A 14,535-nucleotide genomic window follows, 5' to 3' on the forward strand; every position below is an offset into this window, starting at 1 on the left:
GCGAGAATGGCGGACAGGGTCACGTTGGATCCGCCAAACAGCATGACGGCGCGTCCTCGTGTCATGACGCATTTCCTTCTTGGGTGAGTGACTCTGTGTCGGGCACGTGCGCCGCGCCCCCATCCTTGTAGATCACGTAGATCGCCGGAATAGCCCGAATCGTCAGCAGGATTGAGGAGGCCAGTCCGAACAGGAGCGAAATGGCCGGTCCCTGGAAGATCGGATCGCCGAGGATGACCGATGCCCCGATCATTGCTGCTATCATTGCTGCGATCGAACTCTGCCTTGCCAAACGCAGCGGCGTAGGAAACCATGCGTTGCAGGCTGGTCCGGGGGATGAAATGACCTTTGTGTTCGCCGCGTGCACCACGAGGGTTCGTCTCTTCGGCGCAACAGTCGTGCTGCTGCTCGCCACACCAGCCGCTTCTGCCCAGGATACGTCCAGCCAGGGTGGATCGATAACGTCCGACAAGCCGATTTACCGGTTTGGCGAGCAGGTCAGCATCACCTACGCAACGCCGAACGATCCCCTGCAGGATTCCTATGACGTTTTTCTGGTGACCCCCTCACCCGAACCGGCGCTTTGCGCCAGCGGCGTTCCCCGCGCCTCGGGGGGCGGGTGCACGCTCGATACAACGACGTTTTACAATCCCGACCGTGTTTCGAGCTATCTGCGCGTCGACATGACGGTGATGCCCGACCCGGGACTCAATTCCGTTGCGAGCGGGCAGTTCTGGGTGGAACGCCTGATCGAGGAACGTCCTGGCGCCCTGGCCTTTCCCGACGGTACGGTGCTTCGCCCCTGGCAGGCACTCATTTTTCGCGTGGACGACGTTCCCGGATTACTGACGGATTATGGTGCGCTTCGTGTCGAGCTGGCCCGCGTGGCCCGGCTGTATCCAGGCGGCGGGATAGAGGCGAGCGCCCGGCTCATCCAAGACGAGAACTACGCCAATGACTACTTCCGTCCGGCCTTGTCCAATGTTCGGGACCTGAGAGCTCGCCGAGCCTCGCAGCCCGGCGGGGCTCTGCCGGATACGTTCACCTTCGTACCCGGCCCGTCACGCTTTCTGCCGCTCGGGCAGTATGAATTTCGCCTGATCGGGGCGGACGACAGGATCATCGACCGCGCCGCGCTCAGCGTGGAACTGGCGCCCCTCGGCGACGTCTTCGAATTGTCCGATCCGCCTGATGGCACCGACGCTTACCCGGTCGCGGACAGGCCCGATATCACACTCGTCCTGCCGCCGGAGGTCGCGCGCAGCCCGCTGCCTATCGGGTTGGCGGTACAGGTACTGCGGATCGGCGACGGTGGAACACGGCAAATGGTTGGGTATCGCCAGCCGATCGCTGCCTGCCGGGGATGGCCCGATTGTGCCGCGGACCTGTTTGAGCCCGACGAATCTTACCGCCACGAAGTCGTCCTTTTGGACATGATGCCAGGCCGGTATGAGGCGCGGCTCGTCCTGATCGATGATGCCTATGATGAGACTGACACGGATGATCAGCTGATCTTGGCCCAGCAGGAATTCGTGCTGGAGGGCGAAGTCGAGCCATGGCGAAGTCCGCCCGCTGATCGTCAGATCCTGGTCGAGGGCGATATCGAGTTAATGCTCGACCGGGAGGACTATGCGGTGAGCGACATGGCGCGTTTGCGCCTGCAGCCTCGTGAAGGTGTTGAGCTGCAGGGAGAGACCCTGTGGATCTCTCTGAGGCGCAATCAGGTTTTCGCCTATGGCTGCACGCCGATGGCGCCGCAGCAGGTCGCCTACAGCGCGTTTTCGCCCCTGATCGGGAATGCGACGCCTGACAGTTACGCCATGGTGACGGGCCAACCCTATCACCCCCTCAATGCTCCCTCGGTGCCGCGGTCCGTCCTGGAAAGCGCAGATTACGCGGCCGTCCTGCAGGAGATAGCCGATGACGCGCGTGCCGGTGTTGCGCGCGAGGTTTACGCGGGGCCGCCGGAAGACGCGGCCTATGAAACCATCCCCTGGATTGGTTGGTCAGAGGACGGTGAAACGGCCGAGATTGCCCTCAATATGCCGCCCGGCCGGTACCAGCTGGCCCTGATGCGGGGTACAGCGAGCGCCTCGCCGGCCGGTCGAGACACGCATTTTGCCGACGCACAAACTGTCGCGACGGTCGAATTTCTGGTCACCGCCCCGCCCCTGGATGTGCAGTCTGTGATCGAGCAGGACGGGCAGGATGTTCGCGCTCGCCTGATGTGGGAGGGTGATGCGCCGGGGCAGTTGGAGCTGGACGCAGTTATCGTCTTCGATGCCGACCCAGGCACCGGTGCCATTCGGCCTCGACGAACGGGCGCCAACACGTTCCGCGACAATCCGACGACGGCCGGCTTTGATGTTGAGGTCCCATTGGGTGAGCCGTTTCAGAACACCGGCAATACGGACGTTTTCCTGGCCGAAGCCGGGACGCAATACGGCTGGCGTCATGTTGAGTTGATCGACCGCTATGGCTTGGTCCGATGGGAGGGTGCACTCGTTGATACGCACGATCCGTCAATCTATTTCGGACGGCCCGCGGCACTCTATCCACCTGAACCGGGCATATCACGAAGGTCAACGCAAACCGATCACCTGGCGCCTTACATATGGATGCCGAGTGCGGCGGATTGCGGGCCAAACCCGCCTGGTCGCACGCCAGAATTACAGGCCGTTGTCTGGATAGGCGGTGACCCGGAGACGCCCGATGACGACGTCTACGAGCCGGTGGACAGGGTCTTTCCCGGGTATCCCTTCCTCATCGAGGCACGATTTGAGGACCCTCCGGGTCAGGAAACCTACGAGATCGAGGTCGACAACGGCCCGCGAATTCTGGTCGAGCGCACTGAGGACCCCGGTCTTTATCGAAGCGAAATCCTGACGATCCAGCCGGAGGACGGGCCATGAGTGGTTTCTGGTCAAGCCTTCTGGGTGACCTCAAGGCACGGCGCCTGACCAACCGCACCGCCGGTGCGGTTGGCGGGGGCGGTGCCCTGATCGCAGTCACGGTAGCGGTCAGCCAATTCCTGTTGTCCGGATATCCGGTGTCGCAGGACGACGCGGCAGCCCAGCAGGCCGAGACGCGCGAAATCGCGGGTTTGCGCGATCGAGCCCTGGGTTCCGAAGAAGCGGCCGCACCCGAGCGTTTGCCGGAGTTCCGGGCGACCAGCTTCGACCCGGCCTCGGTCTCGGTTGATGGAGTCTGGCGCGTTTCGACCCAGGATTTCGCGCTCGGTGAGGTGACCGGCCGCGCAATTATTGACGAGGCAGAACAAAGCGCTGTCGTCCGTCTAATCCATCCGCACTCTGGCGAAACCTACACATTGCGGTCAACCCGGTTCGAGAGGAATCTCGGCGTTCTGCAACTGCGGCTCGAGGGGGAGTGGCCAGGAGCAGGCGAACAACGACGCAATGCCATCGGAGAGGTGATAGAAAGCCAGGCAGCTACCGTGAGCTTCTCGGCTGGCGGTGAGCCATTTGCGCTGAATGTGCAACGCCCGGTGCGGATGACACAACGTGTCATCGAGTTGGAATTCGCCATCGACCCGGTGTCTTTGAATGGACAGTGGACCCAGCGCTGGAACGCGCCGCGCTATGGCGGTCAGACGTATTCGGGGCGTCAGGGCGACCTGTCCTATGCGGACGATGACACTGGTCAGATTGTCTTTTCCGGCCGGGAAACCTGGAGCCGCCTTGAGCCGCGCATTCATGTCGTCGTGCCCCTTTCGCGTCAGATGCAGCGCCTGGAGTACGGCGTCGTGCGGCGGCCGCATCCAGACGGCAATTTCAGCGGCGATGCAGTGGATCCGATCAGCCACCGCACCTTGCTCGTCATTGGCACGGATCTCCCCATCGGGTTAGGTGAGCCGGTTGATCTGGGGTCCGGCGATGGCGATGTGAGCTACGCGCTGGAGATGAAGCAATACCAGTTTGCCTCCGATTTCGCGCGACGGGCTGAGGTCGGCTACGACCGTCTGCGCTCCGAAGTCGACCCGGAGACCTATCGCCGGCTTCAGGACATGGACGCCATTCTGGTCCGGGCGGATATTACGGACGAGACCCTGCCAGGTCGGAAAACGCTGGAACTCAACGGTGCCGAGGGAAGTTGGGTGCTCCGTTTCGGCGATTTTTCCGGGCGGATCGATTTTGCCCGTCGCCTCAATGATCGGGAGACCGAAGCAACCGACGTCCTGCTCGCTCCGGAAACCATGGTGGTCGAGTTATCTCCGGATCGCGATCTGAAGGTCGAGAGTGTGGATGTTGTGGTGTTTCGCGGCGCGGAACCGGTTTTGTTCGACTCCCGGTCCGTCGGAGCGACGACCGCCGATGACGCCACGCGCCAGGTCCGCCGGATACCTGCGCGTCGCGAAACAACCCGCCGGTACGATCCGGTAACAGGCGACGAGCGCGAGGTTATCGTCTACCGGACAGTCCCCTTGCGGCTGCACCCTCGCGGAGAGCCGAGCCGAGCTGAGGGATGGCCGATAGAGGTCAGCGAAGGCGATACACTGCGCGCCATCGTTGCCGATCCTGGCGTCTATGAACCGAGGCCACAGATCGCCGGCGCGATCGTCGCGACCTCGATCGCGCAAGTGGCGAATGCCCGGAATGGCGACCATGGCGAACCCAATCTGACTTGGGGACGGGCGTTGTTTGACGCCTATCAGTGCGCGGAAATCGAAATCGACCTCGCCTCTGTCAGCGATAATCCGGATCTCAGCACGGCCGACCGTCTCAACCGGTTGAGCCAGGTCGAGGTCGAGGAATTCTCCAACCTCATCCTTCTGAATCCCACCGATACACTTGGCGCGCTCAGCCGCCGCTTGACCGGATACACCATCGCAGACGTATACCGGCCAACCTGGTTCTCGGTGGGAGTTTCGGCGGGTGATCACGCCGCGATGCTTCTCTTGCGCGACGTCTTTATTGACCTGATGACAGAGCAGGAAAGCGCCTGGAGCGATGCCCGCCTGACGGGCGACGCGCTGGACGGATTGCGTCGTCAAATTGATCAGATCGTCTTCGAGCCCGGCCAGCCTATTGGCGATTTTGATGTCCGGGCGCCCGACGGCGAGATGGTGGAATTTTATCGGACCTTCAGTGACGACCCGTCCCTGAAGGCGGCTTATGGCCTTGACGATGCGGGACTGGCGGACTGGCGCCGGTCTGCCACGCGCGAAGCCGGGCAGGCTTATCGTGCCGCGATTGCAGCATCACGGCGCACCGCCGAAGAGACTGATGCCTGCGACGTCGAAGGCTTGCTCGAAATGACTGCCTTTGGATTCGGCGCAGTCGAGCGGCAGATCATGCCGCGCCTTATGCGACCGTCGCCGGATGGGTTCGGCTGGGAGCCGGATCGGGTCGCCCGGTCCTATGTGCGAGGACACACCACACTCGCGCGCGCAATCCAGGCCCAGGAGGATTTTTCCCGCGCAGATACCGACAGAGTGGTCCTCGCCGCCGCGATCGGTGGCGGTCTGGGCGCAGCGGCCTTCGGCACGGTCAGTGCGGCCTGGCTGGCCTTCGCCGTTGACGTGGGAGACCTCGGGCTGACCGCAACCAATGAGTCGATTGCGATCTGGGAGGCTGAGGAAGAACGCACATTCGCGCGCGGCGCCACGGCGGTGCTGGGCGCCGGGCGGTATGATTACGCCAACCAGGCAGCGAATATGCAGTGGTTCACCGGCGTGACCAAAACCGCTCTGGGAGCCTACGGCGCAGCGGACTCGTTTGTGGACGCCTGGCGATTGACCAGTGTGACCCGATCGGTTCAGCGCGGTCATCAAAGGATTGCTGCCGACCTGACGCCCGCTGACTTCGACCGGTTGGAGCGGAGCATTCAGCAGGACGTGCTCACCGCGATTGAGGAGGCGCGGCGCCTTGACCAGTCCTTCAATACCCCGGGATTCTTCGGGCGTGGCCGTGGCCTGACCGGTGCCGAACGCACTGCCTATGAGCTAGGTGAGCGCCTGCGCGAGCGCTTCCTCGGGCGGCCCAGCTGGGCTGACTCCATTCCCGCGCGGACCTACACCGCCATCTCGGACATGCGCCATCGCGCCGATATTGCCCGGCTGGCGGCTGAGTCACCGGAGCGTTTCGCGCGGATGATGGATGATCCGGTGGCTCGCGACCTGCTGCGCGCACCGCCCAACGCGACAACGCTCGATGACCTGGCACAGGCGGTCGACCGCGAGCGACGCCGCATCGTGACCCCGATCAGCAGTGACTTCTACGATGATATGGCGCCGGGTACGCCCGACCCGCTGGGGTTCCGGTTCGTCGACAGGGTGTTCGACTATCCGGGCGGCAACCGGGAAGCGGTCTCGGAAGCCTATATCGGTCAGCTGGAAGTCGGGGGCTTCAAGCGGATCCTCTACCGAGAAGACGACACCACGGTGAGCATCGGCATGCAGATGTCCGAGTTGTATGATGACGCCCCGACCTGGGTCGGCACGGCGCGCCGGAACCTGCTCGGCGAAGCGGCAACCCGCCCCGGGATTCCCGTCTCGCTCTACATGAATGCCCGCACCTTTGCCCAATTGGGCGTTGAATTCGGCGACACACGCTTGCGAAGTGTGTTCCTCAGCAACATCACCAATGGCCAGACGGCGATCCAGCTGCATTGGCTGAGAAACGCATACCCCGACACCCCGATCGACGAGTTATTGCGCTACACGCACTCCTACCGATACGCCGAGACAGCCATCACGCAAGCCGGTTTCCGGGTCACGGGTGCACGCATCGTCCCGAAGCCGAACTATGCCCGCATGACAGCAGAAAGCCTCCTGGGTCGCCCGGGCGCGTATTTTCGCAGCGATGTCGACTGGCGAGTTTATCTCCAACGCCACGGGATCGAACCGGACGCGATTATCGAAAACGGACACACTTTCGAGCTTCTCGTGGAGCCGTTCGATTGATGAGGGGGTCGGCGGAGTTTGGGGAGATCTCGCCTTGGTGACCCAGGTTCGCGCTACCCGTCTTGAGGGTTCTGCTCTGCCCCCAGGAAACTGGATCGTTTTGGATTGGAGTTTTCCGGTGGTCTGGAAGCGGGCTGAGCGGAGACAGAAAGATGCGAGCCTCGAAGTTCACGGACGCGCAGAAGGCATTCAATTTGAAGCAGGATGAAGCCGGGATTCCGGTTGCGGAGATCTGCCGCAAGGCGGGGATCAGCCAAGCGACTTTCTTCAACTGGAAGAAGCGTTATGGCGGTCTGATGCCGTCGGAAATGCGGCGCCTCAAGGAGCTGGAGGACGAGAACGCCCGGCTGAAACGGATCGTGGCCGATCTGTCTTTGGACAAAGAGATGCTGCAGGACGTTCTCAAACGAAAGCTGTAAGGCCTGGTCGCAAGCGGGAGCTTGTCAAACAGGCGGTTCGTGAATCGGGCGTGTCGACCCGCAGGGCCTGCAGAAACCTGCTGCTCGACACGTCGACCTTCCACTGCCGGCCTCGGCGACCCGACCAGGCCGCGTTGAAAGAGCGCATCATGGACATCTGCGGGACCCGCGTGCGGTACGGATATCGGCGCGTTCACGTCATGCTCAGGCGGGAGGGTTGGTTCGTGAACCAAAAGAAGGATCGTCGCCTTTACAATGAGATGGGCCTTCAGGTGCGCAACAAACACCCGCAGCTCAAGGTGAGGGCCAAGCTGATCCGCGATCGCCGGTAGGCGGTCTCACCCCTGGAAATCTGGGCGATGGACTTCGTGCATGATCAGCTCGCGACCGGGCGCAGGCTCCGCATCCAGACGGTGGTCGATACCTGGTCGAGATACGTGCCGGCCATCGATGCCCGCTACAGCTATCGCGGTGAGGATGTGGTTGTGACCCTGGAATGCATCTGCGCCCAGACGGGTTATCCAAGGATGATCCGTGTGGATCAGGGCTCGGAGTTCATCTCCCGGGATCTCCACCTGTGGGCCTATGCTAACGGCGTCACGCTGGACTTCTTACGGCCCGGCGCGCCGACCGACAATGCCTTCATCGAGGCGTTCAATGGCCGACTGCGGGCCGAGTGCCTGTCGGCAAACTGGTTCATGAGCCTACCCGATGCCCGTGAAAAGCTGGAGTGTTGGCGTGGAGACTACAATACGGTAAGACCGCACAGCGCCATCGGGAACAAGCCCCCGGTCACGCTGATCAATCACGCCGGTGTCGCCAGTCCACAAGCATGAAAACGCCGCGAAACTCTAACCGGCAATGGTCCAGACTTGGGTGTCAGAGCAGAAAGCATCAGACTCTCGAAATAAACGAGGGAGCCAAAGGGCTTAGGTCACTGGGTCAGACTTCGTGCCTTATTCAGGGATGTGGACAGTCGCTCGCTCAAGCACTCGTCCCTGAGGCGGCCAGTGAATTTTTCCACGAAGCCGTTCTGCTGGCGCTTGCCCGGAGCGTTTTATTGCCCCTTGACGCCGAGTTCCTTCTGTCAGCGCAGGATGGCGCGGCTCGTCAGACCGGTACCTTTATCCGAGAGGATCAAAGCAGGGTTGCCGCGCCGGGCGATGATCCGGCCGAGGTCGCGGACGACGCTCACGTCCGCGAGCGAGATGTCCACCACAATCGTCAGCGCTTCACGTGTGAAGTTATCGACCACGCACAACATGCGTAGGCAGCGTCCGTCCGTGTGCACAGCCCAGACGAAATCCAGGCTCCAGCGCTGGTTTGGACCGCTCGGCAGCACCATTGGTCGTCCTGGGCCAGTCTGCCACTCGCGGCCGCATCTGCAACATACCCTCGGCCCTCCTCGCGGTAGATGGGGTAGAGCTTCTTGTGGTTCGCACTCAGCCCCTCCCGGGCCAGAAGTATGCGCAGCCGGCGATAACCGATGCGACGCCGCTCCTCGGTCAAGTCACGTAGACGTTCGCGCGGCACCTCATCGCCCACGTCGCGCTTGCGATACAGGAAAGTCGGCCGGTCCAGCCGGACTAACCAGCACTCCCTACGCTCGCTCTGCCCGTGCGCCTCCATAAGGTGCCGCGTGGCCCGTCGCTTCGCATCGGGCGTCAGAAGTCTTTTGAAGCCAAATCCTTCAGCGCCGCAATGTCCAGCATCTGTTCGGCCAGCAGGCGTTTCAGCTTGGCATTCTCGGCGTCCGGCGTCCGAAGCAGCTGCGGATCCGACACCATCATGCCAACGAACGTGGCCTTGTACCTGTAAAACGTCGCATCCGAGATGCCGTAATTGCGGCATAGCTCCTTGGTCTTGACACCCGCCTCGTGCTCGCGGAGCATCCCGATAATCTGTTCTTCCGAATAACAGCTCTGGCGCACCGTCTGCCGCCGTTCCGACAGACTCTCAATTCAATAGCGCGACCATATGGGACTCAGGTCAAGTAGTTACCATTACGCGAAGCCTCCAAGTAAAAAACCGTGTACCTCTGCCGGCATTGAGGGCGTCGTGTAATTTTTTGGGTCCGGCAGCAGCCTATTTACAGGCTCCACTAGAATTTGCGGGTAGCGTTATGCGGGTTATGAATTTTCTAACTAGGTTTCTACCCATTTGGGGTTGGCAGCATTTGCCAAACAAGGAAAGTAGCGATCATGAACATCCTGGTAATCGGCGGGGCCGGCTTTATTGGCTCGCATGTCTGCAAGGCAATCGCGGCTCGGGGTGATTTGCCGATCGTGTTTGATAATCTCTCGCGCGGAAATGCTCATGCCGTGCAGTGGGGGCCGCTTTTCAAAGGCGATGTCCGTGATGCGGCGGCGCTCGACTTAGTTTTTGGTGACTATACGCCTGTCGCCGTTATGCACTTTGCTGCAAATACTGAGGTCGAAGAGGGTGAGCAGGCGCCTCTGGCCTTTTGGGACAACAATGTGGGCGGTGTGATCGCGCTGCTTCAGGCCATGCGTCGCGCGGGCTGCGACCGATTGGTCTTTTCCTCTACTTGCGCAACCTACGGCATGATTGAGCAGTTTCCTCTCACCGAAGACAGGCTGCAGTTACCAGTCAATGTTTATGGGCGAACCAAGTTGGCAGTTGAACACATGCTGGCTGATGTCAGCCGGACGGAGGGCTTGCGCTACGCAGCGCTGCGCTATTTCAATGCCGCAGGCGCGAGCCCAGACGGCGAGATCGGTGAGGAGCACAAGCCGGAAACTCATCTGATCCCTAATGCCCTAAAGGCCGCCGCAGGCCTGGGCGGCACCATGAAGGTGTTCGGTGGTGACTATGACACGCCAGACGGAACATGCATCCGCGACTACATTCATGTCATGGATCTGGCTGCGGCACATCTAGCAGCGCTTGATCGCCTTGGCAGGTACAAGGGGGGAGTTGCTTGCAATGTTGGCACGGGCCAAGGACATTCGGTGCGCGACGTGCTCGAAGCCGTTGAGGCTGTGACCGGCAGACCCGTACCGTACGAGCTCCATGACCGCCGGCCCGGCGATCCGCCGCGGCTCGTCGCGGATGTGACGTTGTCCCGGGACCTTCTGGGCTTCCAGCCGGTAAGCTCGGACTTAGAAACAATCGTACGCACGGCCTGGAATTTTCACCAAGCCAGATGGCAAGCGACGGTCGTGTCAGATTAAACGCAGGTTGAGCGCGATCGCTAGATTTCGAAGCGTCGGCCGACGCGTAACCCGTTCATGTATTGCAAGACTTCGCCAGAGATCATTCGTCTGGCGGTGATAATGTACGTCCGCTTTCCGCTGTCGTTGCGGAACGTGGAAGATCTCCTCTGTAAGCGAAGCATCGACATCACGCACGAGACGTACCGGTTCTGTTGGGACCGGTGACCTGAGCCCCTTGGCTCCCTTGTTTATTGTGAGAGTCTGACGCTTTCATAGTTCATGGTTTTGAGGTTGGCGAGCGCGCCGGGAGCGGAGCCCTCGGACAGCTCGAGCGACCGGCGCGCTGCGGGCGACAGCCCGCCCAAGGATGAGTGAGGCCGGTGGTGGTTATAGTCGTGCCGCCATCGCGCCAGCACCTTTCGTGCATGGGCGAGGCTGTCGAACACTTCCTCGTTCAGACACTCGTCGCGAAGCTTTCCATTGAATGACTCAACGAGGCCATTCTGCTGGGGCTTGCCCGGTGCGATGTAGTGCCAGGCGATACCGGTCTGGCTCTGCCATTCGCGGATGGAACGACTTGTCAGTTCTGTGCCGTTTTCCGACACGATGGTCTCAGGCTCGCCGTAGAGGCGGATGCAGCGGTCGAGTTCGCGAGCCACACGGGCACCCGACAGCGACGTGTCGGCCACCAGAGCCAGTCATTCCCGCGTATAGTCGTCGGTCACGTTCAGCATCCGGAACCGCTGCGCTGAACCGAAGATATCCGACACGAAGTCGAGGCTCCAGCGCTTTGTTGGACCATCCGGCACCGGCATAGGCTCGCGTGTTCCCGTGGCCCGTTTGCGGCCACGCCTGCGCCTCACCGTCAGCCCTTCTTCCTTACAGAGCCGGCGAAGCTTCTTGTGGTTCATCGTGATGCCCTCACGTTCAAGCATCAGACCGATCCGTCGATAGCCGAAGCGGCGACGTGCCGCCGCAATCACACGCATGCGGGCTCGGATATCCTGACTGTCCGTGACCGCTTCTCGCCGAACTGTCTTCGGGTCGACGCTGACCAACTTACAGGCGCGGCGCTGTGAAATGTCGTAAGTCTCGATCACCTTGAGCGCCGCATCCCGCTTCAATTGGGGCGTCGTCAGGACTTTCCCAGCAGGTCTTTCAGGACCGAGTTGCCAGCATGCTGTCAGCCAGCAGCTTCTTGAGTCGCCCGTTATCGGTCTCAAGCACCTTCAGCCGACGGGCATAAGACACATCCAGACCGCCGAACTTGGCCTTCCACTTGTAAAACGTCGCCGAGCTGACCCCGTGACGCCGACACACCCCCGACGTCGCCATGCCACGCTCCTGTTCTGCCAGGATCGCGATGATCTGTTCCTCGGAAAATTTGCTCTTACGCATCGTCTGTCTCCCATACGACAGACTCTCATTTCAAATGCGGGACCAAATGGGTCTCAGGTCACTCGCCTGGTACAACACCAACCGACCGCACTATGCTCTCTCGCGGCAACCGTCAGCCAAAAGGCTCAGCCATCTGAACAACGTCTTAAGAAACGATAATTAGACCACAAGGGCCGTTGCACCCGAAATCCGCATTAGGGATGAGCGCCAATTTGTTGCAAGAATGTTTGCCGTGTCACGGACTAGGAGACCTCAAATGAACAAGACCATTTGGATGCTATGGCTTCAGGGTCGAGAAAATGCTCCCGCGGTTGTTCAGCGATGCATCCATAGTTGGGAAGTGAACAATCCAACTTGGACGCTCAAACTCTTAACAGCTGACACTGTTTCGCATTACATTGACGTAACAGAATTCGTTGACCTTCAAACGCAAACGCTCCAAGCAGCATCTTTGTCCGACATCATACGCATCATGCTTCTCCACGAATATGGTGGTGTCTGGGCTGACGCGACGACGCTGTGCAACGCTCCCCTAGATGACTGGCTGCCGGAAGTCTCCGGAACTGGCTTTTTTGCATTCAGCCTCTCCCCATTCCCCCAGGGTGACAGGCCCTTGTCCAGCTGGTTTCTGGCTGCGGAGGCGGGAAATAGCCTTGTTGGCAAGTGGGCCGGGCGTGTGCACGCCTACTGGCAGAACCGGGAGAGCTCAGATGACTATTTCTGGTTCCACCACCAGTTCTACGAATTGCTGGAACAAGATGCACTCGCCCTTCAAGCTTGGCAGAAGGTTCCAAGACTTAGCGCTGCCGGCCCACATTCCGTCCAGTTCAATTTCGGTGGGCTGGACCAAGACGCTGAATCAGTCGCGAACCAGATCGACTGGTCCATTCCACTGTTTAAGCTCACACACCGCATCGAACCTCGCCACTTGAAAGCCGGAACCATTTTGACGCACGTGCTCGATCGATGCGCACCTGATTTTTCAACATGGCCCCCACAAACTGACATTTCAGCAGTTAAGGTCAATTGTGCATCATACAGTCTTTCAACAATGAACAGAGGCGATCACGTCCAGCTAATTGCCGGACAAAGCTTCATGAAGAGAGCGGGCTTTGTAATTGAAGACTTGATCGACAGAGATGATGAAATTGGGTCGGCTCCTGGCCTTAGTGACGATGCCCAAGACGTCCCGATTTTGATCAATGGTTGGCACAAGCACAATGCGACCGAGTGGCCGCCAAACAGAAAACTCAAACCAGTTTTTCTCGGTTTTCATATCCGTCCACACCAATGCCCCAACCTTCTATCGGATGAAGCCATTGAATACTATAAGGCTCATGAGCCAATCGGGTGCCGGGACCGTTTTACCCAAAAATTACTTTCAGATAGGGGAGTCGAATGCTTTGTATCAAACTGCTTGTCACTAAGCTTTTCTAGGCGCCTCCCCGAGCCGGGTCAACAAACAGAAATCTTTGTCGTTTCTCGGGACGAACGCCTCCTGGACATCGTTCCGCGTCATCTCGGACCCACAAGGTTCATAAATCACTATAGCGAGACAACTAGCCACGAAGAAAATATGGCGGAGACATATGAACTTCTTCACATGTATCGCCAGCGCGGCAAGCTGATTATCACGACCCTACTTCACTGCGCCTTACCCGCTATCGCGATGGGCATACCGGTCATCGTATTGTATCCAAACAACAACGAAGCGGCACACAAGTCTGATGCAGAACGATTTAGCTCCCTCTCTCGCATGATCCGGGTGCACACCTTTGATCGGGTCGATGAAATTGACTGGCGCGGTCAAGTCGTGGATACGAGCAAACAGAAACTAGAGTTGGTTGATGCCTTTTTGAACCTCAAAAAAAGGTGGAACAACTCCGCCAACTCCATAGGTCCTATAGCTCCCAGCTCCTCCTTACCCGTGCCGCACACCAACGTTTGGCAGGAGCGTCGAAAGGCGACGACTGAGTCTTTGTCCAAATTCTACTCCGACACTGAGAAGTGGGGTCATGCGAGCCAATACCACGCCAATTGGAATTTGCGCGCCGATCAAGCCAGCAAGTTCCTTCCATCGGGGAAAAGTGTATTTGAGATTGGTATGGGGGCCGGTGCGTTTGCGGATCTCGTTTCGGATCGATGCGACTATTTGGGATCGGACTTGTCACCTCTGTCGCCTGATGCGCTAACGCTTGATGTCGACAAAGATGAATTTCCGGATCGGGTTTTCGATTACGTTGTTTTCCTAGGTGTATTTGAATACTTGGCCAACCCGCTCAGCGTGTCGACCAAAATCGGCAACAGTACTTCCAACATTATTGCATCATACTGCTGCCGCCTTCGCGCCGGTGATGCCATTCATACACGCCGGCGCCGCGGCTGGGCAACAGACTTCACCGAGGTTGAATTCTTAGCGCTGTTTTATTCCCAAGGCTTCACTCTAACCGACAAACTAGAATTCAACTCTACGGACGATTTCACTCAGTCGATATTCCATCTTCAACGTCTTAGTTTTTGAGCTGGCGCAAGGCGTGGGAATATGTTCGGTCAGCACGTGAAGTATAACGACGCACATCGGACAAGAAGAAATACAAAACCGCGGCACGCGCCATTGCAG

At 59.6% G+C, this 14,535-nt stretch carries 6 protein-coding genes and 5 pseudogenes; 6 read left to right on the plus strand and 5 right to left on the minus strand.

Going from position 1 to position 14,535, the window contains the following annotated elements:
* Positions 1-61: 61 nt before the first annotated feature.
* Positions 62-262 (minus strand): annotated as a pseudogene (locus tag MMAR10_RS14195) (hypothetical protein); the annotation flags it as partial.
* Between MMAR10_RS14195 and MMAR10_RS14200 the strand changes: the two are divergent.
* From MMAR10_RS14200 to MMAR10_RS14215, 3 genes and pseudogenes are all read left to right on the plus strand, one after another.
* On the plus strand, positions 234-2,912 hold the full coding sequence (locus MMAR10_RS14200; RefSeq protein ID WP_041637033.1) for a hypothetical protein: 2,679 nt from the start codon (positions 234-236) through the stop codon (positions 2,910-2,912). The pseudogene MMAR10_RS14195 and the gene MMAR10_RS14200 overlap by 29 nt on opposite strands.
* On the plus strand, positions 2,909-6,922 hold the full coding sequence (locus MMAR10_RS14205) for a hypothetical protein (RefSeq protein ID WP_011644685.1): 4,014 nt from the start codon (positions 2,909-2,911) through the stop codon (positions 6,920-6,922). Before MMAR10_RS14200 ends, MMAR10_RS14205 begins: the two co-directional genes overlap by 4 nt.
* Positions 6,923-7,074: 152 nt before the next feature.
* Positions 7,075-8,177 (plus strand): annotated as a pseudogene (locus MMAR10_RS14215) (IS3 family transposase).
* A 98-nt stretch (positions 8,178-8,275) separates the two neighbouring features.
* On the opposite strand, the pseudogene MMAR10_RS17345 reads toward MMAR10_RS14215, so the two are convergent.
* The 3 genes and pseudogenes from MMAR10_RS17345 to MMAR10_RS14225 all read right to left on the minus strand — a co-directional run.
* Positions 8,276-8,383, minus strand: a pseudogene (locus MMAR10_RS17345) (integrase core domain-containing protein); the annotation flags it as partial.
* Between the two features lie 45 nt (positions 8,384-8,428).
* On the minus strand, positions 8,429-8,686 hold the full coding sequence (locus MMAR10_RS16495; protein ID WP_049755763.1) for an IS3 family transposase: 258 nt from the start codon (positions 8,684-8,686) through the stop codon (positions 8,429-8,431).
* 319 nt (positions 8,687-9,005) lie between these two features.
* On the minus strand, positions 9,006-9,272 hold the full coding sequence (locus tag MMAR10_RS14225; protein ID WP_011644687.1) for a transposase: 267 nt from the start codon (positions 9,270-9,272) through the stop codon (positions 9,006-9,008).
* 270 nt (positions 9,273-9,542) lie between these two features.
* Between MMAR10_RS14225 and galE the strand changes: the two genes are divergently transcribed.
* Positions 9,543-10,535 carry a UDP-glucose 4-epimerase GalE gene (gene galE, locus MMAR10_RS14230; protein ID WP_011644688.1) on the plus strand — a complete coding sequence of 331 codons (993 nt, stop codon included), beginning with the start codon at positions 9,543-9,545 and terminating at the stop codon, positions 10,533-10,535.
* A gap of 57 nt (positions 10,536-10,592) precedes the next feature.
* A pseudogene (locus MMAR10_RS17350) lies at positions 10,593-10,739 on the plus strand (IS6 family transposase); the annotation flags it as partial.
* A 26-nt stretch (positions 10,740-10,765) separates the two neighbouring features.
* On the opposite strand, the pseudogene MMAR10_RS14240 reads toward MMAR10_RS17350, so the two are convergent.
* Positions 10,766-11,915: pseudogene (locus tag MMAR10_RS14240) on the minus strand (IS3 family transposase).
* Between the two features lie 223 nt (positions 11,916-12,138).
* Between MMAR10_RS14240 and MMAR10_RS16795 the strand changes: the two are divergent.
* Positions 12,139-14,436 (plus strand): capsular polysaccharide synthesis protein, encoded by a 2,298-nt coding sequence (locus MMAR10_RS16795; RefSeq protein WP_011644690.1) that lies wholly within the window; start codon positions 12,139-12,141, stop codon positions 14,434-14,436.
* Positions 14,437-14,535: the final 99 nt, after the last annotated feature.

The organism is Maricaulis maris MCS10 (assembly GCF_000014745.1).
Taxonomy (GTDB): Bacteria; Pseudomonadota; Alphaproteobacteria; order Caulobacterales; family Maricaulaceae; genus Maricaulis; species Maricaulis maris_A.

Coding starts and splice junctions, on each gene's coding strand:
- MMAR10_RS14200 (WP_041637033.1), top strand. CDS start 234: ATGACCGATGCCCCGATCATTGCTGCTATCATTGCTGCGATCGAACTC.
- MMAR10_RS14205 (WP_011644685.1), top strand. CDS start 2,909: ATGAGTGGTTTCTGGTCAAGCCTTCTGGGTGACCTCAAGGCACGGCGC.
- MMAR10_RS16495 (WP_049755763.1), bottom strand. CDS start 8,686: ATGGTGCTGCCGAGCGGTCCAAACCAGCGCTGGAGCCTGGATTTCGTC.
- galE (WP_011644688.1), top strand. CDS start 9,543: ATGAACATCCTGGTAATCGGCGGGGCCGGCTTTATTGGCTCGCATGTC.
- MMAR10_RS16795 (WP_011644690.1), top strand. CDS start 12,139: ATGTTTGCCGTGTCACGGACTAGGAGACCTCAAATGAACAAGACCATT.